The 22,522-nt window shown below is 67.1% G+C and carries 24 protein-coding genes and 1 pseudogene; 11 read left to right on the top strand and 14 right to left on the bottom strand.

Translation table 11 applies throughout. From position 1 onward, the window contains the following. Nucleotides 1-20: 20 nt before the first annotated feature. The 3 genes from ACOGXQ_RS01235 to ACOGXQ_RS01225 are packed head-to-tail and all read right to left on the bottom strand — an operon-like array spanning nt 21 to nt 2,126. The gene (locus ACOGXQ_RS01235; protein WP_419945653.1) at nt 21-530 is read right to left on the bottom strand and encodes a CoA-binding protein; all 510 of its coding nucleotides are present in this window, start codon (nt 528-530) and stop codon (nt 21-23) included. Continuing rightward, nucleotides 527-1,816, bottom strand: coding sequence for an O-acetylhomoserine aminocarboxypropyltransferase/cysteine synthase family protein (locus ACOGXQ_RS01230; protein ID WP_419945652.1), 1,290 nt, complete (start codon nt 1,814-1,816; stop codon nt 527-529). The genes ACOGXQ_RS01235 and ACOGXQ_RS01230 overlap by 4 nt, the downstream gene beginning before the upstream one ends. 58 nt (nt 1,817-1,874) lie before the next feature. Next, nucleotides 1,875-2,126: a DUF6457 domain-containing protein gene (locus ACOGXQ_RS01225; RefSeq protein WP_419945651.1), complete on the bottom strand. Its 252-nt coding sequence runs from the start codon at nt 2,124-2,126 to the stop codon at nt 1,875-1,877. Nucleotides 2,127-2,260: 134 nt separating this feature from the next. Between ACOGXQ_RS01225 and ACOGXQ_RS01220 the strand changes: the two genes are divergently transcribed. Next, complete coding sequence (locus ACOGXQ_RS01220) at nt 2,261-2,458, top strand: hypothetical protein (RefSeq protein WP_419945650.1); 198 nt, start codon at nt 2,261-2,263, stop codon at nt 2,456-2,458. Nucleotides 2,459-2,479: 21 nt separating this feature from the next. Then, nucleotides 2,480-3,169 (top strand): TIGR02453 family protein, encoded by a 690-nt coding sequence (locus ACOGXQ_RS01215; RefSeq protein WP_419945649.1) that lies wholly within the window; start codon nt 2,480-2,482, stop codon nt 3,167-3,169. On the opposite strand, the gene ACOGXQ_RS01210 is transcribed toward ACOGXQ_RS01215, so the two are convergent. From ACOGXQ_RS01210 to ACOGXQ_RS01200, 3 genes are all read right to left on the bottom strand, one after another. Next, complete coding sequence (locus tag ACOGXQ_RS01210) at nt 3,159-3,758, bottom strand: molybdopterin dinucleotide binding domain-containing protein (protein ID WP_419945648.1); 600 nt, start codon at nt 3,756-3,758, stop codon at nt 3,159-3,161. The two genes, ACOGXQ_RS01215 and ACOGXQ_RS01210, sit on opposite strands and share 11 nt — an antisense overlap. Beyond that, on the bottom strand, nt 3,755-4,861 hold the full coding sequence (locus ACOGXQ_RS01205; RefSeq protein ID WP_419945647.1) for an LLM class flavin-dependent oxidoreductase: 1,107 nt from the start codon (nt 4,859-4,861) through the stop codon (nt 3,755-3,757). The genes ACOGXQ_RS01210 and ACOGXQ_RS01205 overlap by 4 nt, the downstream gene beginning before the upstream one ends. 397 nt (nt 4,862-5,258) lie before the next feature. Further along, nucleotides 5,259-5,444, bottom strand: a complete 186-nt coding sequence (locus ACOGXQ_RS01200; protein WP_419947453.1) for a hypothetical protein — start codon at nt 5,442-5,444, stop codon at nt 5,259-5,261. On the opposite strand from ACOGXQ_RS01200, the gene ACOGXQ_RS01195 reads away from it, so the two are divergent. Continuing rightward, complete coding sequence (locus tag ACOGXQ_RS01195) at nt 5,380-5,955, top strand: transposase (protein ID WP_419945646.1); 576 nt, start codon at nt 5,380-5,382, stop codon at nt 5,953-5,955. The genes ACOGXQ_RS01200 and ACOGXQ_RS01195 overlap by 65 nt on opposite strands. 11 nt (nt 5,956-5,966) lie before the next feature. Here the strand turns inward: ACOGXQ_RS01195 and ACOGXQ_RS01190 are convergent, their stop codons facing one another. Then, the gene (locus tag ACOGXQ_RS01190; RefSeq protein ID WP_419945645.1) at nt 5,967-8,450 is read right to left on the bottom strand and encodes a CoA transferase; all 2,484 of its coding nucleotides are present in this window, start codon (nt 8,448-8,450) and stop codon (nt 5,967-5,969) included. Between the two features lie 91 nt (nt 8,451-8,541). Here ACOGXQ_RS01190 and ACOGXQ_RS01185 point away from each other — a divergent pair, with 91 nt between their 5' ends. After that, nucleotides 8,542-9,708 carry a hypothetical protein gene (locus ACOGXQ_RS01185; protein WP_419945644.1) on the top strand — a complete coding sequence of 389 codons (1,167 nt, stop codon included), beginning with the start codon at nt 8,542-8,544 and terminating at the stop codon, nt 9,706-9,708. A gap of 20 nt (nt 9,709-9,728) precedes the next feature. Here ACOGXQ_RS01185 and ACOGXQ_RS01180 read toward each other — a convergent pair whose 3' ends face one another. The 3 genes from ACOGXQ_RS01180 to ACOGXQ_RS01170 are packed head-to-tail and all read right to left on the bottom strand — an operon-like array spanning nt 9,729 to nt 10,509. Continuing rightward, nucleotides 9,729-9,893: a hypothetical protein gene (locus ACOGXQ_RS01180; protein ID WP_419945643.1), complete on the bottom strand. Its 165-nt coding sequence runs from the start codon at nt 9,891-9,893 to the stop codon at nt 9,729-9,731. A 17-nt stretch (nt 9,894-9,910) separates the two neighbouring features. Then, complete coding sequence (locus ACOGXQ_RS01175) at nt 9,911-10,324, bottom strand: PIN domain-containing protein (protein ID WP_419945642.1); 414 nt, start codon at nt 10,322-10,324, stop codon at nt 9,911-9,913. Beyond that, a complete protein-coding gene (locus tag ACOGXQ_RS01170) occupies nt 10,315-10,509 on the bottom strand; it encodes a hypothetical protein (protein ID WP_419945641.1) in 195 nt (64 codons plus the stop codon). Before ACOGXQ_RS01170 ends, ACOGXQ_RS01175 begins: the two co-directional genes overlap by 10 nt. 150 nt (nt 10,510-10,659) lie before the next feature. Here ACOGXQ_RS01170 and ACOGXQ_RS01165 point away from each other — a divergent pair, with 150 nt between their 5' ends. Then, a complete protein-coding gene (locus ACOGXQ_RS01165; RefSeq protein ID WP_419945640.1) occupies nt 10,660-11,229 on the top strand; it encodes a peroxidase-related enzyme in 570 nt (189 codons plus the stop codon). Here the strand turns inward: ACOGXQ_RS01165 and ACOGXQ_RS01160 are convergent. Continuing rightward, nucleotides 11,226-12,473 carry an amino acid ABC transporter substrate-binding protein gene (locus ACOGXQ_RS01160; RefSeq protein ID WP_419945639.1) on the bottom strand — a complete coding sequence of 416 codons (1,248 nt, stop codon included), beginning with the start codon at nt 12,471-12,473 and terminating at the stop codon, nt 11,226-11,228. The two genes, ACOGXQ_RS01165 and ACOGXQ_RS01160, sit on opposite strands and share 4 nt — an antisense overlap. A gap of 199 nt (nt 12,474-12,672) precedes the next feature. On the opposite strand from ACOGXQ_RS01160, the pseudogene ACOGXQ_RS01155 reads away from it, so the two are divergent. Then, nucleotides 12,673-13,011, top strand: a pseudogene (locus ACOGXQ_RS01155) (very short patch repair endonuclease); the annotation flags it as partial. A 168-nt stretch (nt 13,012-13,179) separates the two neighbouring features. On the opposite strand, the gene ACOGXQ_RS01150 reads toward ACOGXQ_RS01155, so the two are convergent. Continuing rightward, on the bottom strand, nt 13,180-14,898 hold the full coding sequence (locus ACOGXQ_RS01150) for an N-acyl-D-amino-acid deacylase family protein (RefSeq protein ID WP_419945638.1): 1,719 nt from the start codon (nt 14,896-14,898) through the stop codon (nt 13,180-13,182). A 166-nt stretch (nt 14,899-15,064) separates the two neighbouring features. Between ACOGXQ_RS01150 and ACOGXQ_RS01145 the strand changes: the two genes are divergently transcribed. After that, the gene (locus tag ACOGXQ_RS01145; protein WP_419945637.1) at nt 15,065-15,766 is read left to right on the top strand and encodes a hypothetical protein; all 702 of its coding nucleotides are present in this window, start codon (nt 15,065-15,067) and stop codon (nt 15,764-15,766) included. Between the two features lie 63 nt (nt 15,767-15,829). Here the strand turns inward: ACOGXQ_RS01145 and ACOGXQ_RS01140 are convergent, their stop codons facing one another. Continuing rightward, nucleotides 15,830-17,194, bottom strand: a complete 1,365-nt coding sequence (locus tag ACOGXQ_RS01140) for a M20/M25/M40 family metallo-hydrolase (protein WP_419945636.1) — start codon at nt 17,192-17,194, stop codon at nt 15,830-15,832. Between the two features lie 88 nt (nt 17,195-17,282). Here ACOGXQ_RS01140 and ACOGXQ_RS01135 point away from each other — a divergent pair, with 88 nt between their 5' ends. The 3 genes from ACOGXQ_RS01135 (at nt 17,283) to ACOGXQ_RS01125 (ending at nt 21,317) form a co-directional block, all read left to right on the top strand. Then, entirely contained in the window at nt 17,283-18,437 is a 1,155-nt protein-coding gene (locus ACOGXQ_RS01135) for an acyl-CoA dehydrogenase family protein (RefSeq protein ID WP_419945635.1), read from the top strand. 198 nt (nt 18,438-18,635) lie between these two features. Next, the gene (locus tag ACOGXQ_RS01130) at nt 18,636-19,979 is read left to right on the top strand and encodes a cytochrome P450 (RefSeq protein ID WP_419945634.1); all 1,344 of its coding nucleotides are present in this window, start codon (nt 18,636-18,638) and stop codon (nt 19,977-19,979) included. Nucleotides 19,980-20,048: 69 nt separating this feature from the next. Further along, nucleotides 20,049-21,317, top strand: a complete 1,269-nt coding sequence (locus tag ACOGXQ_RS01125) for an LLM class flavin-dependent oxidoreductase (RefSeq protein ID WP_419945633.1) — start codon at nt 20,049-20,051, stop codon at nt 21,315-21,317. 65 nt (nt 21,318-21,382) lie between these two features. Here ACOGXQ_RS01125 and ACOGXQ_RS01120 read toward each other — a convergent pair whose 3' ends face one another. Beyond that, complete coding sequence (locus tag ACOGXQ_RS01120; protein ID WP_419945632.1) at nt 21,383-21,532, bottom strand: hypothetical protein; 150 nt, start codon at nt 21,530-21,532, stop codon at nt 21,383-21,385. A gap of 3 nt (nt 21,533-21,535) precedes the next feature. Here ACOGXQ_RS01120 and ACOGXQ_RS01115 point away from each other — a divergent pair, with 3 nt between their 5' ends. After that, nucleotides 21,536-22,411 (top strand): alpha/beta fold hydrolase, encoded by an 876-nt coding sequence (locus ACOGXQ_RS01115; RefSeq protein ID WP_419945631.1) that lies wholly within the window; start codon nt 21,536-21,538, stop codon nt 22,409-22,411. Nucleotides 22,412-22,522 lie beyond the last annotated feature (111 nt).

The following is a 22,522-nucleotide window of genomic DNA, read 5'->3' as shown; positions in this document are numbered from 1 at the left end:
GAATGCAATCCTCCTTGCGGCTAGTGACCGCGCGGCGCGCGGCGCGAGTCCACGACGCCGGTATCGAAGCCGGCGAGATGCAAGCCGCCATGAAAGCGTGCGTGCTCGATCTTGAGGCACCGATCCATCACCACGTCGAGGCCGGCATCGTCGGCGAGCTTGGCTGCCTCAGAACTCCACAGGCCGAGCTGCACCCAGAACGCCTTGGCGCCAATGGACACAGCCTCTTCGGCGACACAGGGCAGGTCTGCTGGCCGGCGGAACACATCGACGAGGTCGGGCACGATCGGCAGATCCGTCAAACTGGCGTAACACGGCTTGCCCAAGATCTCGTCTGCAGCCGGGTTGACGAAGTACACGTCGAAGTCAGTGCTGGAGCTGAGGAGGTAAGTCGCTACGAAGTTCGACGGGCGAGCCGGGCTGGCCGAGACCCCCACCATCGCCACCGTGTTGGTGCGCTGGATGAGCGCCAGCCGATCGGCCGCGCTCGGCTCGGTCCAGCCGTCGACCGGCTCGTGGACGACGGTCATGCTGGCACCGCCTTCGCGAGGGCTTGGTCCAGGTCCCAGACGATGTCGCCGAGGTCTTCGAGGCCGACCGACAGCCGGATCATGTCGGCGCTCACCCCGCCGGCAGCCAGTGCCTCATCTGAGAGCTGCTGGTGTGTGGTGGAGGCCGGATGGATGATCAGCGTGCGTGCGTCGCCCACGTTCGCCAAGTGGCTGATCATCTGCAGGGCCTCGATGAAGTCTGCACCGGCTTGGCGGCCGCCTTTCACGCCGAACGTGAAGATCGCGCCGGGTCCCTGGGGCATGTAGGTGCGTGCAAGATCCCGGTAGGGCGAGGATTCCAAGCCCGCGTAGCTGATCCAGCTCACCGCCGGATGGGTCTCGAGGTGCTCGGCGACGGCCTGGGCGTTGGCGACGTGCTCGTCCATGCGCTGGGGCAGCGTCTCGAGGCCCTGCAGCAGCAGGAAGGCGTTCAGCGGCGACATGGCAGCGCCGATGTCTCGCAGCTGCTCGACGCGCAGCTTGGTGCAGAAGGCGTACTCGCCGAAGTTCTCCCAGAACCGCAGGTCGTTGTAGCTGGCTACCGGTTCGGTCATGCTCGGGAAGCGTCCGCTGCCCCAGTCGAAGCGGCCGGACTCGCTCACGATCCCGCCGATCGAATTGCCGTGACCCCCGATGAACTTCGTCGCCGAGTGAATCACGATGTCGGCGCCGTGCTCAATGGGCCGGCACAGGTACGGCGTCGCGAACGTCGAATCGACGACCAGCGGGAGGCCGTGAGCGTGTGCCACCTCGGCAATCCCGGCCAAGTCAGGAATGGCGCCTGACGGATTGCCGACGATCTCGGTGTAGCAGAACTTGGTGCGGTCATCGATGGCGGCGGCGTAGGCATCGACGCTGTCGCCGTCGACGAAGCGGGCTTCGATGCCGAACCGGCCGAGGGTCACGTCGAACATGGTGTGGGTGCCGCCGTACAGCGCAGACGAGGTGACCAGGTTGTCGCCGGCCTCGCACAGCGCTGCTGCGGTGAGGAATTCCGCTGCCATGCCCGAAGCCGCTGCTACTGCCCCGATGGCGCCTTCCAGGCTCGCCGCCCGTTCCTCGAAGGCATTGACGGTGGGATTGGAAATGCGGGTGTAGATGGTTCCGTACTTCTGCAGAGCGAAGAGGTCGGCAGCGTCCCCTGCGTCCTCGAAAACGAAGCTCGTGGACTGGTAGACGGGAACAGCACGAGCCCCCGTCGTGGGGTCGGGCCGGCCGCCCGCGTGAAGGGCGCGCGTCCGGAACCCGAACTGGTGATCGCTCATCGCCCGCAGCCTACGCCGGGCATCGAACACAACGAGAGCGGCCTGCCCTCAACGCAGTTCAGCCCGCTCGGTCCTGGACGTATTGCCGTGCGCGCTCCAAGGCCTCAGCAGGGTCCACCCCGGCGACGCCGGCCATCCAGCAGGCAATCGGCGCAGCAATTCGCTCGGAGTCGTGCGCTGCCACGCCGGCGAGGTTGAGCAGCGCCTCAGTCACTTTCGGTCCCGGAGCCGCTGCACCGATGACAGCCTCGAATCCCGCCAGCCACTCGGCTGCCGTCGCTGATGTGCCGACGGACAGGTCATCGCTCATGATTTCAGCGTACGTCGCCTCCCGCGACCCGATGATGTGCCGAGCCCAGCAGAAAATGCCTTCGTGGACCGAGACCCGATCCATTACGCTGCGATCATGACGGCAGCTCGAGTGCGCTCTCCTCTGGAGCAGCCGTGAGCGTCGCCGAGCTGGGCGTCCTGGCTGCGTTGGCCACGGCCATCTCAGGCCCAATGGTGACGGTCTTCATCTGGTGGGCCAGCCGCATCGACAGCAAACTCGACACCTTGAGCCACGATGTGTCCGACCTCAAGTCCGACTCCGCCGCAATGCGCACTGACATCGACTGGCTGAAGTCGCATATCGCTGACTGACGCAAAGATCACGAGGCAGCGATGAGTGACGACGGGGGGATCTTCGGGCCGGAGCTGTACGAGTTTCTCGAAGGACTTGAAGCCAATAACAACAAGGAGTGGTTCAACGAGAACCGCGAGCGCTACGAGGAGGAGGTGCGCGAGCCGGCTTTCGACCTCATCCGGGCGGTGCGGCCGCTGCTTGAGGAGATTTCCCCTCACATGACTGCCCGTGATTCCAAAGTGGGCGGTTCGCTGATGCGCGTCTTTCGCGACACGCGATTCTCGTCCGACAAGACCCCGTACAAGACGAACGTGGGCATTCAATTCCGGCATGTGCGGGGCAGCGATGTCCACGCCCCTGGCTACTACGTGCACTTGGACACCGAGAGATGCTTCTTCGGCGCCGGCAGCTGGATGCCTGATCGGGATGCGCTGGCGGCGTACCGCGTCGCCATCGACGAGAACCCCGACGTCTGGATCGCGGCTCGGGATACCTGTCAATCCGGTGGCTGGCGGATGGAAGGCGAGCGGCTGAAGCGTGCCCCACGAGACTGGTCCATCGACCATCCGATGATCGAGGACCTCAAGCGCAAGAGCTTCATCGCCGTACACGACTTCGACCACGACATCGCGCTCAAGCCGGAGTTCCCTTCGGTGATCGCCGCCTGGTGCACCGAATCCTGCCCGCTCATGAAGTTCCTGTGTGCGGCTGTCGGCCTCAAGTTCTGAACGGGATGATCTCCGGCGGGCGATAGGACTCGACCGACGGCGGTTCTCCCTCGAAGCGTTCGACTTCGACCGCACAGGTGTACGCCGAGGGTCCCGGGGCCAGCCGGGAAGTGCCGATATCTGCAGTCAGCGTGTTCAGGTTGCCGCCTCGGCAGGTGCCGTCGGGCGCGGGGTCGTACCAGGCACCCGTGGAGATCTGCACCGCCGCTGACATCACGGCATCGTCCAGCACTGCGCCGGCCAAGCAGGCGCCCCGGTCGTTGGACAGCCGCACCACATCGCCGTCGGAGATGCCCCGTGCGGCCGCAGTGTCGGGATGCATGCGGACCGGCTCGCGGCCCGCCACCTTGGTGGCCTGGCTGGGCGCTGCGTGGTCATACTGGCTGTGCAGCCGCACCGCTGGACGCATGACCCGGTTCTCGGCGAAGTGGCGCAGCGATTCTCCGAGATGCGACTGCTCGGGGTCAGCGGGGTGTCGGCGGACGTCCAGCACCTCGCCTTCGGCAGAGTCCAAGAGGAACGACCCGAAGTGTGTCCCCATCGCCGTGGTGCGCGCTGCGGCCGCCGCGGCATTGCTTGAAGCCGTCATGGGGCGCATACCGGGGCGGCTGCCGCGTCAGTCTCCGCGCTGGGAGAGGGCCGGCGACTCCAGGCATCCGCGAGCAGTTCGAGGCTCTCGATGCGTTCTGGCAGGCCGAAGGTGGAGGTGTGCACCATCAGCTCGTCGGCACCCGTGGCGGCAGCCAGCGCCTCGAGACCTGCAACTGCCTCGTCGGAATCGCCCACGATGGCGTTGGTCGGCATCGTCGCCGCGCGCTGCCACTCGGGATGGACCATTGCCTCATCGGGGTGCAGCAGCGGCCAGAAACGGCCCGTTCGGATACCCCAGCGTCGCAGCAGCGACGGCGCAGCGTGATACTCGGCCGTCTCACCGTCAGCGGCAGTGACCAGACCCGCGCTCACCATCACGTAGGACTCGTCAAGCACCGCCGACGGCTGGAACCTCTCGCGGTAGAGATCCAGGGCCCCCAGCACTCCGGGGCCATCGAAATGGTGAGCGAAGGCGAACGGCAGGCCGAGATAGCCAGCGAGCTGGGCCGAGTAGCCGCTGGATCCCAGCAGCAGCACGGGCGGCATCGAGGTGGCCTGCGGCGTCGCCCGGAAGTCCATCAGCGGCCTGTCGGTCATGCGCACATCGCCGAGGTAGGCCATGAGATCCAGCAGGTGGCTCGGGAAGTCGTCGACCTGCCAAGGGTCTGGCACTGAGCCGTCTTCAGCAGGACCGCGGACAGCCGCAGCACTACTGAGCTTGCTGCGCACCGCTGCAGCGGTACCGGGGTCACTGCCCGGCGCTCGTCCCACGCCGAGGTCGATGCGTCCCGGGTGCAGCGCTTCGAGCATCGCGAACTGTTCGGCGATCACGGCCGGGCTGTGATTGGGCAGCATCACCCCGCCCGAACCCAGCTTGATCCGTTCGGTGTGGGCGGCGAGGTGGGCGATCAGCACTGCCGGCGACGTACTCGCCACGGTGTCGATGTTGTGATGCTCGGCCACCCAGAAGCGCTCGTACCCTAGGCGGTCCGCAGCCTGAGCCAACGCGGTGGTCTCTGCCAGCGCTTGCGCGCTGGTGCCCCCCTCAGAAACGGTTGCCAGATCCAGCACCGACAGCGGCACTGGTTGCGCAGTACTCACGGCGTCAGACTAAGGACCCGCGCGGATAGGCGAGAGCCGGTCGGTAACCGGAGCAGAGTTCGAGGCGAACAGCTGTCGTGTTAGTGCCTGCTGGCTCGAGTCCTAAGCCCGGATTCACCCGTGGGGCGGGGTGTTGGCGGGTTGGATGGGTTCTTGGTGTTGTGATCGTTGGCTGGGCGGCTTTGTTCGGGCTGGGGGGGGTGGCGGCGTAGGAAGTCGGCGTCGGTGCGGGGTTTGGTTTGTGTGCTGCGCCTAGGAGACTGCTTGATTTATTCGGATCCGGGCAAGTCTGCAACGCTCTGACCTGCGGCTTTGTGTCCGTGAATCGGCGATTTCGGCAATTGCTCAGCAGTTTCCTAGTGGTGCCGCGCGGCACGGCGTGACGCTGGGGACGGTCTCAGCAGCGCTGAGGCAGGTTGCGGATGCGTCGCAGTGCTGTGGTGAATGTGTCGGCCCAGGGCCATGTGGCAGGGAGCCGCAGGGCGGGCCGCCCGCTGCGGCAGTCGAGCCGGCCGGGAATGTTGAGCAGACGTCGGGCGAGGGTGGCTGCGACGGTGAGCTTGTCGATCGGGTCCCAGGACAAGAACCCCGCATCCGCGCGCAGTGCGAGCGCCGCGTCGGGCGCCAGGCAACGCGCCCGGCACAGGGTCTCAACAGCGAAGCCGGCGTTCCCCCGCTGCGACCTGATGCTCCGCCGGAGCCGCTACCGCGAACAGCACTGGGGCGCCGCCCTGATGGACGCCCGGCGGGGCAGGCTGGCAGACATGGTCCCAGGCCGCAGCGCCTGCGGCGCCGGACGCTGGCTGGGCGCACGCCCTGCAAGGCGGCAAAAACGCATCCGCTGGGCGGTCACGGGGCCTGTCGGGGCCGTATCGCAAGATCGCCGGCGAAGCGCTCCCCCAAGCGACCAGGTCGCCGACTCGTTCCACGCCGTCAAGCTCGCCAACTCGGCCATCGACGGCGTGCGCCGCCGCGCCCAGCAGCCCCACCCCACGAAAACGCGAAGGCTCAGAAGCCTTTCCGGTGGACACACCGCACCACCCACGTGCATCACACCGGTGAATCTGGGCTCAGAAGAAGCAGGCGGAGGCTGAGCGGCGAGCCTTCAGCCCAATGCGCCCGCGGCAGCGGCGTCAGCAATCTGCTCGTCGGTGAATCCGAGCTCGGAGCGCAGAACGTCGTACGTGTGCTGTCCGAGCATCGGCGCTGCAAACCTCGGTCCATGGTCGTAACCGGCGATCTGGTATTGGTGGCCCGAATAGGGCACGGTGCCCATGCGGGGGTGCTCCAGCCAACGGTGGAAGCCGCGGCGCGCGTACTGCGGATCTGCCAGCAGGTCGCTGCTGCGCTGCACCATGCCTGCGGCGATCCCGGCATCGAGCAGTTGCCGCTCCAGCGTCGCAGCGTCCTGATCTGCCGTCCATTCGGCGATTTGCTCGTCGAGGGCATCGTGTGCTGCGAGGCGCCCATGTGACGTCGACAGCTCAGGTGCTTGGGACCACGACGGGGTGCCCATGAATTCCACGAACGTCTTCCACTGCGTGTCGTCAGCGACGGTGATCGCACACCATCGGTCCTCTCCCGCGCAGGGGTAGACACCCTGCGGGGCCATCTCGACGTCACGGTTGCCCATACGGGTGGCGACGGCGCCGCTCTCGCCGTAGTCGGCCAATTCGGGAGCGAGAAACTGCAAACCGCACTCGAGCTGCGCGGCTTCGATGACACAGCCCTCGCCGGTCCGGCGCCGACGGTCCAGCGCCGCGAGCAACGTGGCGGTGATGATGCGCGGCGAGATGGTGTCTGTATAGGCCAGGTAGGGGCCATCGGGCGGCAGGTCGGGCCAGCCCACGATCGGGTAGAAGCCGGCGATGGCTGCCGCGTGGTAACCGAACCCGCCCAATGCCGACAGCGGGCCGCCGCTGGCCAACAGCGACGTGTGCACCACGATCGCCTGCGGGTTCAGCTCGGCGATCAGTTCGTCGTCGGCGATGTTGCGGGCGAACGTTCCCGGCGTCCACGACTCCACCACCACGTCGGCCCAGGCGATCATCCGGCGGGCGATCTCGGCACCGGCAGGGTTCTTGAGGTCGATGTCCATGCTGAGCTTGGACGTGTTGAAGGCGCCGAAGAAGTGGGCCATGTCCACATCGGTGACATCGTCCTTGAACGGCGGGTTCGCACGCAGCCCGTCAAGGCGCGAACTCGACTCGATCCGCACCACCGTCGCGCCGTGATCGGCGAGAGCCTTTGCGGTGATGGGTCCCACGCCGATCCAGCTGAAGTCCGCTACCCGCAGCCCGGCGAAGGGCAGATCGGCGGTGCCCACGCTCCACGCCAATGGCTGGATTGGGGGCTCGGGGTCGGCGGTGACCTTCCCGAGTTGCGCCGTGATCTCAGCAGCGTGCTCATTGAGGCGAGGCGGCTGCCGTTGCGCGCCGATGCGCACGCCGTCGATGGTCGCGGGGCCGCCGGGAAGCTCGACGACCGCGTCGTTTCCGGCATTCGCCGTTAGCCAGAAATCGCGCACCTGCAAGTGCTCGAGATCCGCCAGATCGGCCACCGTGTGGACTGGCGCAATCGTCTCCTTCAGCACCATCGAGCGCTGCAAGAGCTCGGCGTTCGTGTTCCGCGCGCATAGCCCGAGCATCGCCTGGTAGAGCTCGTCGAAGGTACGGCTGACCGGTTCGCCGGCCGCGGCTCGCAGGTCGTAGGTGTCCCACTCCTCGGCACGCCAGCTCTCGTCGGCCAGACCTTCCTCGATGTACCACTCGAGCAGCCGACCGGTTGCCACGCCGCGAGCTGCGGCGATTGCCCACCCGTCCCGAGTGCGATAACGCATCTGGAGAGGTACGGCGAGCTGAGCAACCGTCCCCGAGCGCTTGAAGTCCCTCCCGCAGATCGCGTGGGTCTCCATCGCATTGAGCAGCGTCCACGTCATCGCCGCTTGAGCCGACACGCCGACATGCTGTGCCGACCCGCTGGCGCGCATGCGGGCGTGGGCCATCAGACCCGCAGCAGCGGCCTCGGCGCCCGCGTGGCGCCATGCCTGCGCGACCGAGACCTTCACCGGCGCGCGCTCGTAGATGCCCTGCATGTTCGCGGACCCGCCCAATGCCGCCAGCGAAAGCTCCGATGCCGGATCAGCGCTTCGGGGACCGTCGAGGCCGAACGGCGTGACCTGCACATGAATGATCCGCTCGTTCAGCCCTGCCAGATCATCGTGGGAGAACCCGGCTGAGGCCAGGGATCCCGGCACGCCGGATTCGTAGATGAAGTCGGCCAGCCTGGCCAGCCGCTCGAACACCCCCCGGTCGTCCGGGTCGTCCAGATCCAAGACGACAGAGCGCTTGTTGGAGTTGTAGGCGCAGAACTGCCAGCTGCGCAGGTCGCCTGCGGGACCCTGCCGCGAGCGCAGTGGCAGCGCCGAACGGGCTGCAGTGCCGCCGGGCGGCTCGATCTTGATCACGTCGGCGCCCAGCTCGGCCAGCATCCAGGGACCGAACTCGCCCCGGTGATCAGTCAGATCGAGCACAGTCATGCCCGCAAGCGGAGTTGCCGCCGAGGGGTGCGTGGTGTGGGGTGACTTCATGGGGCGTCCGTGAACTCAGGCCGGGGTGCTGTGTCGAGCCGGTATGACGATACGCAGGCGACCATGGTGGAAGGGCAGTTAGCTTGCCCAGATGGCCCGCAGCCACGCATCGCCGCGGTCTCGCCCGCCAAGCGAGCTGAGCGACGAGATGCTGGCGCGGGTGCGCGTCTGCGGGGAGCGCTGCGACGCCGAACGCAATCCCGATCGGGAGATCTTCTCCGACCTCGGACGCCACGGCCTCATGAAGCTGATCGTTCCGGCGGAGCTGGGCGGGCTCGGCCGTCACCCCGCCGAGTTCATCGAGTTCTCTCGCAAGATCACCTACGAGCACCCCTCGACCGGGTGGGTTGCCATGACCTGCAACGAGGAAGCCGAGATCTTCGCGGCTCATCTTGAACCGGCGACGGTCGCTGCGTTCTATGCCTCCCATCCGCAGGCCGTCATCGCCGGTTCAGGCGTGCCTCGCGGTATCGCACGCGCGACAGACGGCGGCTGGATCGTCAACGGTCGCTGGACCTTCGTGAGCGGGTGCTCCGTGGCCGACTGGTGGGTCGTGGCAAACGTCGTCGACGGCAGCCAACCCAAAGACGTCTGCCATGTGCTGGTGCCCGCCGATCCTTCGCTCATCGAAGACACCTGGCACACGCTGGGGCTGCGCGGCACCGGCAGCCACGACGTGGTGCTGACCGACTGCTTCGTCCCCAGCGGGCGGGCCGGCGTGGCAGAGAGCTACTCGCTGCCCAGACCCAACGAGCACCCCTTCTACCGCTTGCCCTCGACGCTGCGGTTCCCGTTCCCCAAGACCGGGGTGGCCTCGGGCATCGCCGACCGGGCCATCGACGAGTTCACGGCCCTCGCCAACGCCAAGACCCCGCTGTTCGCTCGCGCTGAACTGGCTGGTCGGCCCGATGCTCACGCAGCAATTGCCCGTGCCACTGCGCTCGCCGGCGCAGGCCGCTCCTACGTTGCCGACCAGCTCGACGAGATCTGGCACGCCGCAGCAACGCACGGCGAGATCACCCCCGCCCAGCACGCCCGCGCCCGCTTGGCCTGTTCGTGGAGTGTCCAGAACTGCATTGCCGCGGTCGAGACGCTGGCTGATGCGGCCGGCAGCACCGCCAACTTCACGTCATCGCCGCTCGGTGCGCTGCTGAACGACGTGCGTGCCGTCGCGGGCCATTTCATGGTGGGGGGTTACCAGATGGACACTGCCGGCAGGGTGCTGCTGGGCCAGGACTCCGGCGACCGGAGTTTCTGACCGCCCCAAAGCGAATCATGTCAAGTGTGGCAGAGAATGCCCCTGGCAGCCATCTCGGCGCGCACGCGGTCCTGCCGGTAACGGCGCACCGCAGCGAGGTCGATGCCGGCGCTCTCGTGTGTCGCATCCAGCAGCACTGGCCACAATCGTTCGCCTCGACGTTCGATAGCGGGTGCGCTGTTCACGTGCCGGGGCCTCGGGCTCAGTCGATGGATCCTCTTGGAACGACCCATTCGCATCGCTGGCCGGTCACCGTGGCAATGAGTTCGAAGTCGCTGTCATAGTGCAGCACAGTGAGCTGGGAGACTTCGGCGGCTGCCGCGATCAGCAAATCAGGGATCGGTCGTCCCCGTAGCCCGCGCTCTGCAAGGAGTCGCTGCGTCTGACGTGCACGACGCACATGTTCGGCCGATGTCTCGATCAGCTGCAATTCGCCGACACCGCTCGCCAAGTCGTCCCATTCGTCGACATTACGGGCCGAAAAGCCGATCTCGAGGTCGCTGATGCCGATGCGTGCTGCCCGCCCCGCCGCGACGAGATGCTCGGCCGCGACGCGAACAGCACCGTGGGACAGCCTCGTGAGCACACTGGTGTCGAAGAGGTGCGTCAGCGCCACGCGCGCCCGCGGTCCTCGAACTCGAAGTCCGCCAGAGCGTCGAGTGCAGCGGCGACCCGCTCGCGCCGAGCGGAGCATGCGACCTGCAGTGCCGAATTCACCGTGGCCTTGATGGTGTCCGTGCCGAGCTCGGCCCGGGCTGCCGACAGGGCATCCTCGTCAAGATCAATCAGATGCTTTCCCACGCTCGGCAGGATATACGCTGCCAAGCAGATATATACGCGACCTTATGTCCTCGTTGAGCGCCTGTCGGAGTACCTGACGACCTGAGACAGAGGGTACCGACGACGGCGACTGGGCGGAATGCTCCCGGGGCAGGTCCCTAGGCTGCGGGCATGACCGAGCCAGCCATTTCGACCTTCCCTGTGCCCGACATCGCGGACATGCCCGAGGACCTGCGCGAGCGGATCGAGCTCATCCAGTCCAAGACCGGCTTCGTGCCCAACGTGTTCCTCGCACTGGCGCACCGGCCCGACGAGATGAGAGCGTTCATGGCGTACCACGACGCGCTGATGGAGGGCGAGAGCGGACTGACGAAGGCCGAGCGGGAGATGGTCGTGGTGGCCACCAGCGGGGCCAACAACTGCCTCTACTGCGTGGTGGCGCACGGGGCGATCCTGCGCATCCGGGCCAAGGATCCGCTGCTGGCAGACCAACTGGCCGTGGACCCGACGAAGGCCGATCTCACCGACCGGCAACGTGCCATGATCGATTTCGCCCTGAAGATGTGCCGCGAGCCCTGGTCGGCCTCAGCCTGCGACCACGACGAGCTGCGGGCTCATGGGTTCAGCGACGACGACATCTGGGACATCGGCGCCATCACCGGCCTGTTCGCCCTGTCGAACCGGATGGCCCACCTGACGTCGATGCGGCCCAACGACGAGTTCTTCACGATGGGCCGCTAGCGCGCCGGGTACACAAGCGCTCGCTCGGCGGCAGCCGCGGGTGCAACTACCACGATGCGGCCGTCTTGCACTTGGACGGTGCCCATCGGCTTGGCCACGTTGACGCCGCGCTCGTCGAAACGGATCGGGCCGTAGAACGTGTCGATGTCCAGATTGCGCAGTGCATCACCCACAGCATCGGCGTCGAGGCTGGCGGCGGCCTCGATGGCGAGGTGCAGGGCGAGCGCAGCGGCGGTTGACCCGGCTGCTTGGTAGATGGGCGACTCACCCCACAGGCTCTCGTAGGTGTCGGCGTACGCACTCGCCGTGCCGAGACTTGGGCCTTCGTAGGCCATCACGGACTCCCACGCGGTGGGTCCGAGCGCGCCGTCGGCGCCACTGCCGAGGTCGGAAATCAGCTGCGGGTTGGCCGGGCCGACCGTGATGAGCATGGCGTCGGGACCGAAGTCCTGCTCTTGTGCAGACCGCAGGAACAGCACGGCGTCGTCGTAGTGGCCGCCACCCACGAAGATGTCCGGCTCGAGTGCCGCGAACTCGGTCATGAGGTCGTCGACGTTGTCGACGCCGACCGGGTAGCGCTCCATCGCCAGCACCTCGACGCTGTTGGCCTCAAGGTGGCGTTGCGCCCCCTGCGCGACCGAGGTGGCGAACGGCGTGTCCTCGTGGGCCACGACTGCGGTGCGCGCACCGCGCTCGGCGAGCAGCTCGATGCTCGATCGTGTGTAGTCCGAGGCGACCACGCCGACGTAGAAGAGATTGCGATAGCCGCGCTCAAAGAGGCTGTCAGATGCGCCATTGCCTTCGACCATGATCACGCCGCGGGCCTCAGCGGCAACGCTGGCCGGGCCGGTCAGCGTGCTGGAATACGGGCCGAGAAGGAAGTCGACCTCGTCCTCGTCGATGAGCAGCTCGATGAGGGCGCCGATCCGGTCGGGATCGGACTCGTCGTCGCGATAGATGATCTCAGCCCGATATAGGTCGTCGCCGACGCGGATCCCGCCCTGCTCCTCGTTCACCCAGCGAAGCCAAGTGTCGTAGCCCTGACGCACAGCCTTGCCTTCGGCGGCGAACCGGCCGGTCTCGCTCACGGCCACGCCGATGCGGACGGTGCCGTCGAAACCGTCATCAGTGCCGTCGTCCGCGTCGCCCCCGGTGCATGCCGCCGCTACAAAGACGGCCGCTGCCAACGCTGCTGCCGTCGGCACCCAGCGGCGCCATGACCTGCGGAGTCGAGATCGAGTCATGTCCAAGTTTCCGGTCTATTCCAGGACTCCTGCGCTGTAGTCGCTCGGCAGCGTATGAGCAGGACTGCAACACAGCACGCTCGGCCCGCCCTGTTGGTCTTGCTGTCATTTCGGCCCGCGCACTTCCAGCGTCCCGCCTCCGGCTGGTAGAACCGACCAGGTGGAGCCGAAAGCGCTGCCCGGACCAGCGTCGGAACGCATGTCCAAGCAGCGGTCCCGCGACACGGGACCGGAAAGGCTCATCCGCTCAGCGCTGCACCGGCGCGGTCTGCGCTACTTCGTGCACCGACGTCCGCTGCCTGAGGTGCGCCGCGAAGCCGACTTGGTGTTCCCCCGCCTGCGGGTAGCAATCTTCGTGGACGGCTGCTTCTGGCACGGCTGCCCCGAACACGGAACGAAGCCCCGCCGCAACGCCGAGTACTGGGAGACCAAGATCGCCCGCAACCGCGCCCGCGACGCAGACACCGACGCCCGCCTCGAGACCGCCGGCTGGACCCCTGTACGCATCTGGGAACACGAACCACCCGACGAAGCCGCCACTTCACATCGCCAAAACCAGCACCCAGCACACAGAAAAAGCGATCACCTCAATTCCCGTGAACAATCAGGGCTAGTGGTGCGTCGGCAATTTGCGCAGGGCCTGCCGAAGCCTGTTTCCGCAGGTCAGCGGGCCGCGACCTGCCCGCAAGAAAACCGCGACACACCACTAGTCAGTCGAGCGCAGCGTGCGGCCGGCGAGCGCTCCGGTGTGCTCGCCGTCGCGCATGAAGACCTGCCCGTTCACGAGCGTGGCGTCGTAGCCGGCACCCCGCTGGATGTAGCGGCCGGCGCCAGCCGGGAAGTCGTAGACGTACTCGGGTCCCGACAGCGACAAGCGCTCGAGATCGATGATGTTGATGTCCGCGTAGCGACCCGATTCGAGCCGCCCGCGGTCGGTCAGGCCGAACAGGTCTGCCGTGTCCGACGTGATCCGGCGGATGCCTTCGGGCAATGAAAAGAACCCGTTGTCGCGCACCCAGTGGGACAGGAAGAACGTGGGCTGGCTGGAGTCCATGATCTGCCCGACGTGGGCGCCGGCGTCGGCGAGGCCCATCACGATCGAGTCGTGGCTGAGCAGCCGCTCGATCGCGTCGAAATCCTGGTTCAGCACGGGCAGGCTCAGCATCACGGTGCCGTCCGAGCGATCGGTGGCATCCAGGAACAGCTCCACCGGGGTCACTCCCGCAGCCGCAGCCTGCGCCTCGAGCGTGTCGTCGGGCCCGATCCGGTAGTTCGGGTTGACGGCGTCGAGCAGGTACAGCCGGCTCAGGTCGACGAGGGAGTTCGCCATGCCGGTCGAGTTCCTGTCCGACGAGTTGGCCTCGGCCACCATCTGAGCCCGAGTCGCGGGGTCACGAATGGCATCGAGACGCTCGGCCACGCTCATGGCACGCAGCGACCGCCAGGTCTCCCCGGCGCGGTCCCACGGCGTGCGGTGCTGGATGCCCAGGACGACGCCGATCGCACGGCAGGTGGTCTGGGGCCGCAGGTTGGCTCCCGCAGCGTTCTGCTCGCTGACATAGCCGAGCACCAGGTCGCTCATCTCGGGCTTGCGGGCGGAGTACACGAGGCCGAACGTGCACGGTTGTCCGCTGCGCCGGGTGATCTCGCCCAGCACTTCGATCTCGTGGCGTCCGCCGGCGAAGTCAGGGCCGGCAGCCTCGAAACGAGGTGCCGACTCGAACACGCCCCTGCCATGGCGGCCCAGGACGTCGCCGAAGGCGTACAGCTCGTCGTCGTCGGCAAACGTGCCGGGGATGGGGCGGCCGTCGGGTGTGCGGTGCAGCAGCGTGCGAGATGTGGAGAACCCCAGCGCGCCTGAGGACATGGCTTCGTCCACCAGCTCGCACATCGCGGCGACCTGCGACGCGGACGCGGGCCGCTCTTCGAGGCTGTCGGGACCCATCGTGTGCCAGCGCACCGCGACATGGCCGACCATGCCTCCGACGTTGATGCCCTTGGGCATGCCGTCGAGGAAGTCCAAGTACCCGCCGTAGGTGCGCCAGTCCCACGGCAGCCCGGCCATGATCGACTGCTTCGGAATGTCCTCCACCGACTCCATGACCTCGGCGATGTACTCAATGTCGTCGGTCTTCACCGGGGCGAACGTGACACCGCAGTTGCCCATCACCACCGAGGTGATGCCGTGCCAGCACGAACTCGAACCGATGGGGTCCCAGGCGAGCTGGGCGTCGAGATGGGTGTGAATGTCCACGAAGCCGGGCGTGACGATCTTGCCGGCGGCATCGATCTCTGAGCGTCCTGGCGCGTCGACCTCGCCGACCGCCGTGATCCGCTCGCCGTCGATGGCGACGTCGGCAACCCGGGCGTTCCCGCCGGTGCCGTCGACCACCAGACCTCCTCGGATGACCGTGTCGTGCGACATCGCGCGCTCCCCTGCTCGTCCACTCTCGCGGTCGCCGAGCTTACGCCTGCAGCGAGGCAGCCCGCAGTTGTCTCCTCGACCCTGCACCAGCTTCAGTACTCTCAGGTGGATGCCACTCTCGAGTGGATGCCGACTCCAGCGGACTGTGACAGGAAGGGCGATTGTGGTGCACCAACTGGACTCCCGTATCGGAGGCACCGCCGCACCTTGGCGTGTCATTGCGGCGGCGACCGCCACGGCACTGCTGGTCAGCGCTTGCGGTCTGCTCAGCAACGATGACACGGATGCAACGACAGTCACCGTCGCAGCAGACGGGGCCATGACCGACGCGGAGGCCGATGTGCCCGCCGTAGCCACCACCCCGCCCACAACGGCAGCCGCCGATGACGAAGCGGCATCGGACGAGGCCGCAGTTCCCGACGTGACGGTCGAGTCGAAGCTCTCGACAGCCGGCTTGGGACCGGTGCAGATCGGCCACTCGCTCGACGACGCCCGAACTGCTGTCGGCGCACTGCTGATCGCCGTGCCGGGGGGCAGCGATGCGTGCCGCTACTACACGGTCCAGAACGGCCCCGAAGGCGTCCGATTCTTAGCCGTCGATGCCGAAATCGTCAGGGTCGACATCGAAGCCGGGCCGATCACCACCGTTTCGGGCTACGGCATCGGCTCCACCCGCAGCGAGATCGTCGAAGCCTTCGGCGACCGCATCGAAGACGGCCCCGGGCTCTCGGCGATCCAGTACGTGCCGGTGGACGCCCCCGACATCGACAAGCGCGTCGTGTGGGAAGTCGATGAGGACGGCTCGGTGATCTCGCTGCGAGCCGGACGCGTTCCGCACATCGAGCCACGGATGGCATGCACAGGCTGAAGCATCGCATTCGCAAGCGCGATCCCCGACAAGCGGGCACTCGCCGGAGCCGCGTCTCGTGCGCTAGCTGTTCACAGCGTCGCCGAGACTGCGGATCACGTCGACCCACAGCTGCGTCGTGAGCGCGAGCGAGTCGGTGTCGACGCGCTCGTCGTTGCCGTGAAAGCGCAGCATGAAGTCGTTGGAGTCGATCCGATTGCTGAACAGGCCCGCGCCGTAGGCCACTGCCCCCTTGAGGCGGAAGAACCGGGCGTCGGTCGCGCCCACGATCAGCTGCGGGATCACCGGTGCGCCCGGATGCGCCTTGGCGACGAGTTCGCTGAGCAGCTGCCACATCGGCGTGTTGGTCGGCGAGAAGCTGGCTGGATCGTCGTGGAGGTGCTCGATCTCCACCTCGTCGAACAGTTCGCCGAGCGCTGCCCGCAGGTGCTCGTCGACCTCGACGGGGTCGCCGGGTGCGGTGCGGATGTCGATCTCGATCTCGACTTTGTCGGGGATGATGTTGGTCTTGTTGCCGCCGCCCACGACGTTGGGGCTGAAGGTGGTGTGGCTGCATGCGTGCAGGTGTCGTGCGAGGCCCGGCGACTCGATGCCGGCAACAGCGTCCCAGACGCGGGCCGGGTCGAGCAGTGCTTCGCGGGTCTCGTCGTTGACCCGCAGCGTCGAGACGTGGTGCTGCCACAGCTCGGTGAGCTGCGGTGCGGGGCGGTAGTCGGCAATGCGCCGCACGATTTCTGCCGCCTTGATGAGCGCGTTGTCGGTGCCGAACGGCATCGAGCCATGACCGGGCGTGCCTCGCACGACCAGACGCCGCCAGCCGATGCCCTTCTCCCCCGCCGCCAGCGTGATCTTGGTGCCCTGGGGCGTGTGATTGGGCATTCCGCCGAATTCGGTCAGCACGTAGTCGCACTCGATGGCGTCCCAATGGTGCTCCGCCATCCACTTCGCGCCGTAGGCACCGCCGGCCTCCTCGTCGGCGACGCCGAAATAGATGACGTCGCCTTTGGGCCGGTAGCCGCTGCGGGCGACGTGGCGGAATGCCACGGCCATGGACGACGTGAGGTTGAGCATGTCGACCGCACCGCGTCCCCACACTTCGCCGTCCACCAACTCGCCGCCGAAGGGGTCCCGGCTCCAACCGTCTGGGTTGACCGGCACCACGTCGGTGTGGCCCATCAGGCACAGCTTCGGCGCTGACGGATCGGTGCCGGATATACGCGCCACGAGCGAACGGCGACCCGGCTCAGACTCGAAGCTCTCGACATCGACGCCGGCGCCTTCCAGGAATGTCTCCAGCAGGTCGCTGTTGCGGACCTCCTCGCCCGATTCGACGGTGCCGTCGTTGACGCAGGCGTTGCGGATCAACTGCTGGAGCAGATCGATGGTCTCGCTGGTCAGCGCCGGGTCAGTGTGGTCAAGATCACCCATGAAGGCGATGTTACGGCTGCGCCCAGTTGCAGCGCGGTGGGCGCGGCAGCCGGACTCAGCGTGCACGGCCACGGCTACCGTGACGGTGATGGACGCCGCGACAGTTCCAGCAGCCGCCATACCCGGACTCGATGCCTCGGGCTTGGCAGCGTTCAGGTGCCGCACCGCAGAATTCCTAGCGGACGCGGTCGCAGACGGCGTAGCCTGCCCCGCGTACGGTGCGATCCTGGCCCCGGACCTGCACGATCAGGCCCGGGTCTGGCAGCGCTACTGCTACGACGAGGGATGGGCCGGACTGCACTGGCCGATCGCCCACGGCGGTCAGGGCTTGAGCCGGGACCACACCGTGGTCTGGATGGAGGAATGCGAGCGCGCCAGCGTGGCGCCGTACTTGAACATGCAGGGCGTGATCCTCGCCGGCGAGGCGATCATGCGCTCGGGTACCGATGCTCAGCGGGAACAGTTCCTGCGTCCCACCCTCACCGGCGAGATGCTCTGGTGCCAGCTCTTCAGCGAACCCGGGAACGGCTCGGATCTCGGCGGGCTCACCTCTGCAGCAGTGCCCGACGGCGGCGGGTTCGTGCTGAACGGTCAGAAGGTCTGGTCCTCCAACGCGCAGTTCGCGGAATACGGCATCTTGATGGCCCGCACCGAGCCCGACGCGCCGAAGCACCGCGGCATCAGCTTCTTCCTGCTCGACATGAAGCTGCCCGGCGTCGAGGTCCGTCCCATCCGCCAGATGACCGGCGCCAGCGAATTCTGCGAGGTGTTCTTCGACGATGTCGCCATGGGGGGCGATGCGCTGCTGGGCGAGCGAGGCGGGGGCTGGGGCGTGGCGATGGCGGTGCTGGAGGACGAGCGCGGCGGCTCGGGTGCGGCCGGGGTGATCAGCCTGAGAAGGCGGCTCGCGCAGATGATCGACGTGGCGGGAGATGCAGGACCGCTGGGTCGGCAGTCGCTCGCCGACCTGCTCGCCCGGGGCAGCGCCTTGGCGGCGCTCATGGAGCTGCACGGGGCCGATCCGCGCATGGCGCCCGTGTCCAAGCTTGCAGGCAGCGAGCTGCGCTACGACGAGGCTGGCGTGTCTGCAGGCCTGCGTGGCGCCGAGGCCATGCTCGACTCGGGCGCGACGGAGAGGTTTCTGTACGCGCCGGGATCGCGCATCGCCGGAGGCACCAGCGAGATCCAGCGCAACATCATCGGCGAGCGAGTGCTCGGCCTGCCCCGCGAGTCTTCGCCCTGAGAGGCTGAGCCGGCAGGCGAAGCCGCGGCCCGAGCGGCCCGAGAAGCCCGTACCAAATCGAGTTTGGGAACTAGAGCGGGAGGCAACGGGTGCGGCAACGGAAGGCTCACCTACCCGCGCTGCCCCTAGAGTTGGCAAGCTAGGCGTCGATGCCCCGCGGCTCGACACAGCCGAGTCCTCGTTTGGCGGGTGACCTACATGGCAATCGCAACTGAGGCCGAACGGGAGGAATGGCGGGCCGGCACCGTGGTGAGTCCCGATCGGGAGCAAGCGCACTTCGGCGCAGGCTTCCCGCCAGCCGCCGATCTGTCCATCGATGAGATCAACCCGTTGAACCCTCACCTGTTCCGGGAGGACCGCTGGCACGACTACTTCGCACGCCTGCGACGGGAAGATCCGGTCCACCTCAACGAGTTGGGATCGGCGGGGCGCTACTGGTCGGTGACGAAGTGGGCCGATGTCCGAGGGGTGGAGAGCGACGACAAGACGTTCTGCTCAGCGCACGGCATCACCATCGGGCCGCCCGCAGACACCGACATGCCTCCCACGACGCCGCTGGATTCGTTCATCACCATGGACGCGCCCGAGCACCGGCGCCAGCGCCGCACCGTCCAGCCGATGATGGCCCCGACCAACCTGCGCAACCTCGAGTCGCTCATCCGCGAACGCGCGACGAGGGTGCTCGACTCCCTGCCAGAGGGCGAGACGTTCGACTGGGTCGACACGGTGTCGGTCGAGCTGACCACGCTGATGCTGGCAACCCTGTTCGACTTCCCGCTGGAAGACCGCAGCAAGCTCACCCGCTGGTCCGACCTGGTCACCACCATCCCCAGTCCCGACGGCATCGTCGAGACCAGCGCCCAGCGGCGCGAGGAGTTCTCCGACTGCCTGCCGTACTTCGAGCGGCTGTGGGAAGAGCGGCGGGCGAATCCCGGCAACGACATGATCTCGATGCTGGTCCACGGCGAGGCCACCAGCCACATGGGGGCCGCGGCCCACCTCGGCAACCTGATCCTGCTGATCGTGGGCGGCAACGACACGACACGCAACACGATGTCGGGCAGCGTGTACGCGCTCAACAAGTACCCCGATCAGTACGACAAGCTCAACGCGAATCCCGAGCTCATCGCCACCTTCGTGCCGGAGATCATCCGCTGGCAGACGCCGCTGGCCTACATGCGGCGCACCGCCACCGCCGACTGCGAGATCGGCGGTCGCCAGATCCGCAAGGACGAGCAAGTGCTGATGTGGTACATATCGGCCAACCGCGACGAGGAGATCTTCGGCGAGGACGCCGACGATCTCGACATCGAGCGTCACAACGCCGACCGTCACCTCTCGTTCGGCTACGGCTTTCACTACTGCTTGGGCAGCCGGCTGGCCGAGCTGCAATTGCGGGTCCTGTGGGAGGAGATCCTGCCGCGCTTCGAGCGCATCGAAATCCAAGCCGAGCCCCAGCGCTCGCTCTCATCGTTCATCCACGGCTACACCCACCTGCCGGTCCGCGTCACCCGCAAGCAGCCGAGACGATTGCTCGACTGAAACTGCCCTGCCTGAAACTGCCCCGCCTGAAACTGCCCCGCCTGAATTCGACCCCCGAAGGAGCCCCGCATGACCGTCAAGTTCTGCTGGTTCAACCTGATGCCTTGGCCGGACCTGCCCGACGACTTCAAGACCGAGCACCGGTCGGTCTGGGTGGACATCGACGGCTCGCTGTTCGATCCCGAACGCGCCAACGGCGTGTACCACGAGTACATGGACCAGCTCGAGTTCGCCGACGAACTGGGGTTCGACGGCATCGGCGTCAACGAGCATCACCAGAACGCCTACGGCATCATGCCGAGCCCCAACATCATCGCGGCAGGCCTGGCCCGGCGGACCTCACAGGCGGCGATCTGCGTGATCGGCAACTCGATCGCGCTGTACAACCCGCCGCACCGGGTGGCTGAGGAGTTCGCCATGCTCGACTGCCTCAGCGGCGGCCGGCTGGTTGCGGGGTTCCCGGTGGGCACCCCGATGGACACCAACTTCACCTACGGCCAGATCCCCGCGCTGACCCGCGAGAAGTACTACGAGGCCCACGACCTGATCATGGAGGCGTGGACCAATCCCGACGTGTTCGCCTTCGACGGCAAGTACACCCAGCTGCGCTACGTCAACTGCTGGCCCAAGCCGATCCAGCAGCCGCACCCGCCGGTCTACATCCCTGGCGGCGGCTCGATCGAGACTTGGGACTTCTGCCTCGAGAACGACTACAACTACTCGTACCTGAGCTTCAACGGCTATCTGGCCGGCCAGACGCTGATGGACGGGTACTGGAGCCGGGTGAGCGAACTGGACAAGAGCCTCTCGCCGGGCCGCGCCGGGTTCGCGCAGATCATCTGCACGGCGGCCACCGATGCCGAGGCGGAGGAGCTGTACAGCGAGCACATGCTGTACTTCTTCAACCGCTGCCTGCACGTCTTCCCGGGCTTCGCGGATCCGCCCGGCTACCGGACGGTCAAGACCATCCAGGCGGGCAAGCTGGACCAGTTCCGCAAGGAGAATCAGGCGCTGTTCAAGCGATTGACCTGGAAGGACCTGGTCGAGGGGGGCTACGTGATCGCGGGTTCACCGGACACGGTGCGCGAGCGCATGGAGGACATGATCAAGCGGCTGCGCGTCGGCACGGTGTTCTGCCTGCTGCACATGGGCAACATGCCCGACTGGAAGACCCGCTACTCCAGCCAGCTCTTCGCAGAGAAGGTGATGCCTGGGCTGCGCGGCATCTGGGGCGACGAGTTCGCCGACGCCCCCGACTGGTGGTGCAAGCCCATGGACGAGCGCGTGCGCCCGGAGGACACGATGGCCGACGCCCGCCGCTACCCCGAGGCGCCCTGAGGCCCGGGCCCCCGGCATGAATCCGCCTGAATCAACAGCCGCCGCAGCCCCGGTGCAGGTCATGGTCAGCACAGCCCACGCACCCCAGCGCACCAACACGCACACAGGACCCACGGCATGAGCCCCACAAGCACGACAGGCGCCGCGGCCCCGGCGCACATCACGTCCACCACAGCCAACGCACCCGACAGCCCCACGACACACACAGGACTCACGGCATGAGTGCTACCGACACTGCCCCCGCGACGGCTTTCGAAGAGGTCATCATCACGACCCGGCGTGGCGTCACGGCGCCGGTGCGCGTCTACGAACCTGCGGGCGCCGCTGGCTCGGGCGGCACAGCGACCGTGCTGGCACTGCACGGTGCCGGCGGCTGGCTGCCGGGCGAGCCGGTGCTCGACGGCTTGGCCGCGGCCGGACTGCGAGCGGTGGCGCCGGTGTGGCCCGCTTGGAGCGAGCACGGCGACGAGGACCGCCTCTCAGATATGCAGGACTTCGCATTGCACGGCTGGGACGTGGCCACCGAGATGGACCTGCTCTCTGGTTCAGGCACAGGCCCAACGGCCGGCGGACTGCACCTGATGGGCCACTCGATGGGCGGCATGATCGCGGCGGAGATGGCGGCGCTGGGGCCCCAGTCGGTCGGGCGGATGGCCCTGCTGTGCCCCGCGGGGATGTGGCTGGGCGATCATCCGATTTCCGACATCTTCGCGATGCTGCCCTACGAGCTCGCCGAAGTCCTCTTCGCCGATCCGAACGTCGGCGAGGAAGTGCTGACCGGCGGCGCGGACTTCTCCGACAACGCCACGCTGACCCAGTTCATGGTGGCCCGTGCCCGCCAGCAGGGCATGGCCGGCAAGATCCTGTTCCCGATCCCCAACCGGCGCTTCTCCGAGCGGGCCTACCGGGTAACGGTACCGACGCTGCTGGTGTGGGGCCGCCAGGACCGCCTGATCCCGCCCGTCTACGCCGACGCGTGGCAGGCGGCGCTGCCCGACGCCTCTGTCGAACTCGTCGAGGGCGCCGGCCACATGCTCCCCTACGAGCAGCCCGCGGCAGTCGTGGCGGCAGTCACAACCCACCTACTTGGCTGAAACACCCGCAATAGCCACTCACTCTCCCGGGACAAGCGGTCAGCCGATCTTCTAGTTCTCGAGGCGTTCTTTGCCCCGTCACGGACTGCCCCCTCACCAGCTCAAGCGACC

Source organism: Candidatus Poriferisodalis sp. (assembly GCF_965208485.1).
Taxonomy (GTDB): domain Bacteria; phylum Actinomycetota; class Acidimicrobiia; order Acidimicrobiales; family Poriferisodalaceae; genus Poriferisodalis.
Note: the sequence above shows the minus strand (reverse complement) of the source record. Positions and strands in the feature narration are given on the sequence as shown.

Coding starts and splice junctions, on each gene's coding strand:
- ACOGXQ_RS01235 (WP_419945653.1), bottom strand. CDS start 530: ATGACCGTCGTCCACGAGCCGGTCGACGGCTGGACCGAGCCGAGCGCG.
- ACOGXQ_RS01230 (WP_419945652.1), bottom strand. CDS start 1,816: ATGAGCGATCACCAGTTCGGGTTCCGGACGCGCGCCCTTCACGCGGGC.
- ACOGXQ_RS01225 (WP_419945651.1), bottom strand. CDS start 2,126: ATGAGCGATGACCTGTCCGTCGGCACATCAGCGACGGCAGCCGAGTGG.
- ACOGXQ_RS01215 (WP_419945649.1), top strand. CDS start 2,480: ATGAGTGACGACGGGGGGATCTTCGGGCCGGAGCTGTACGAGTTTCTC.
- ACOGXQ_RS01210 (WP_419945648.1), bottom strand. CDS start 3,758: ATGACGGCTTCAAGCAATGCCGCGGCGGCCGCAGCGCGCACCACGGCG.
- ACOGXQ_RS01195 (WP_419945646.1), top strand. CDS start 5,380: ATGTTGAGCAGACGTCGGGCGAGGGTGGCTGCGACGGTGAGCTTGTCG.
- ACOGXQ_RS01190 (WP_419945645.1), bottom strand. CDS start 8,450: ATGAAGTCACCCCACACCACGCACCCCTCGGCGGCAACTCCGCTTGCG.
- ACOGXQ_RS01185 (WP_419945644.1), top strand. CDS start 8,542: ATGGCCCGCAGCCACGCATCGCCGCGGTCTCGCCCGCCAAGCGAGCTG.
- ACOGXQ_RS01165 (WP_419945640.1), top strand. CDS start 10,660: ATGACCGAGCCAGCCATTTCGACCTTCCCTGTGCCCGACATCGCGGAC.
- ACOGXQ_RS01160 (WP_419945639.1), bottom strand. CDS start 12,473: ATGACTCGATCTCGACTCCGCAGGTCATGGCGCCGCTGGGTGCCGACG.
- ACOGXQ_RS01150 (WP_419945638.1), bottom strand. CDS start 14,898: ATGTCGCACGACACGGTCATCCGAGGAGGTCTGGTGGTCGACGGCACC.
- ACOGXQ_RS01140 (WP_419945636.1), bottom strand. CDS start 17,194: ATGGGTGATCTTGACCACACTGACCCGGCGCTGACCAGCGAGACCATC.
- ACOGXQ_RS01135 (WP_419945635.1), top strand. CDS start 17,283: ATGGACGCCGCGACAGTTCCAGCAGCCGCCATACCCGGACTCGATGCC.
- ACOGXQ_RS01130 (WP_419945634.1), top strand. CDS start 18,636: ATGGCAATCGCAACTGAGGCCGAACGGGAGGAATGGCGGGCCGGCACC.
- ACOGXQ_RS01125 (WP_419945633.1), top strand. CDS start 20,049: ATGACCGTCAAGTTCTGCTGGTTCAACCTGATGCCTTGGCCGGACCTG.
- ACOGXQ_RS01115 (WP_419945631.1), top strand. CDS start 21,536: ATGAGTGCTACCGACACTGCCCCCGCGACGGCTTTCGAAGAGGTCATC.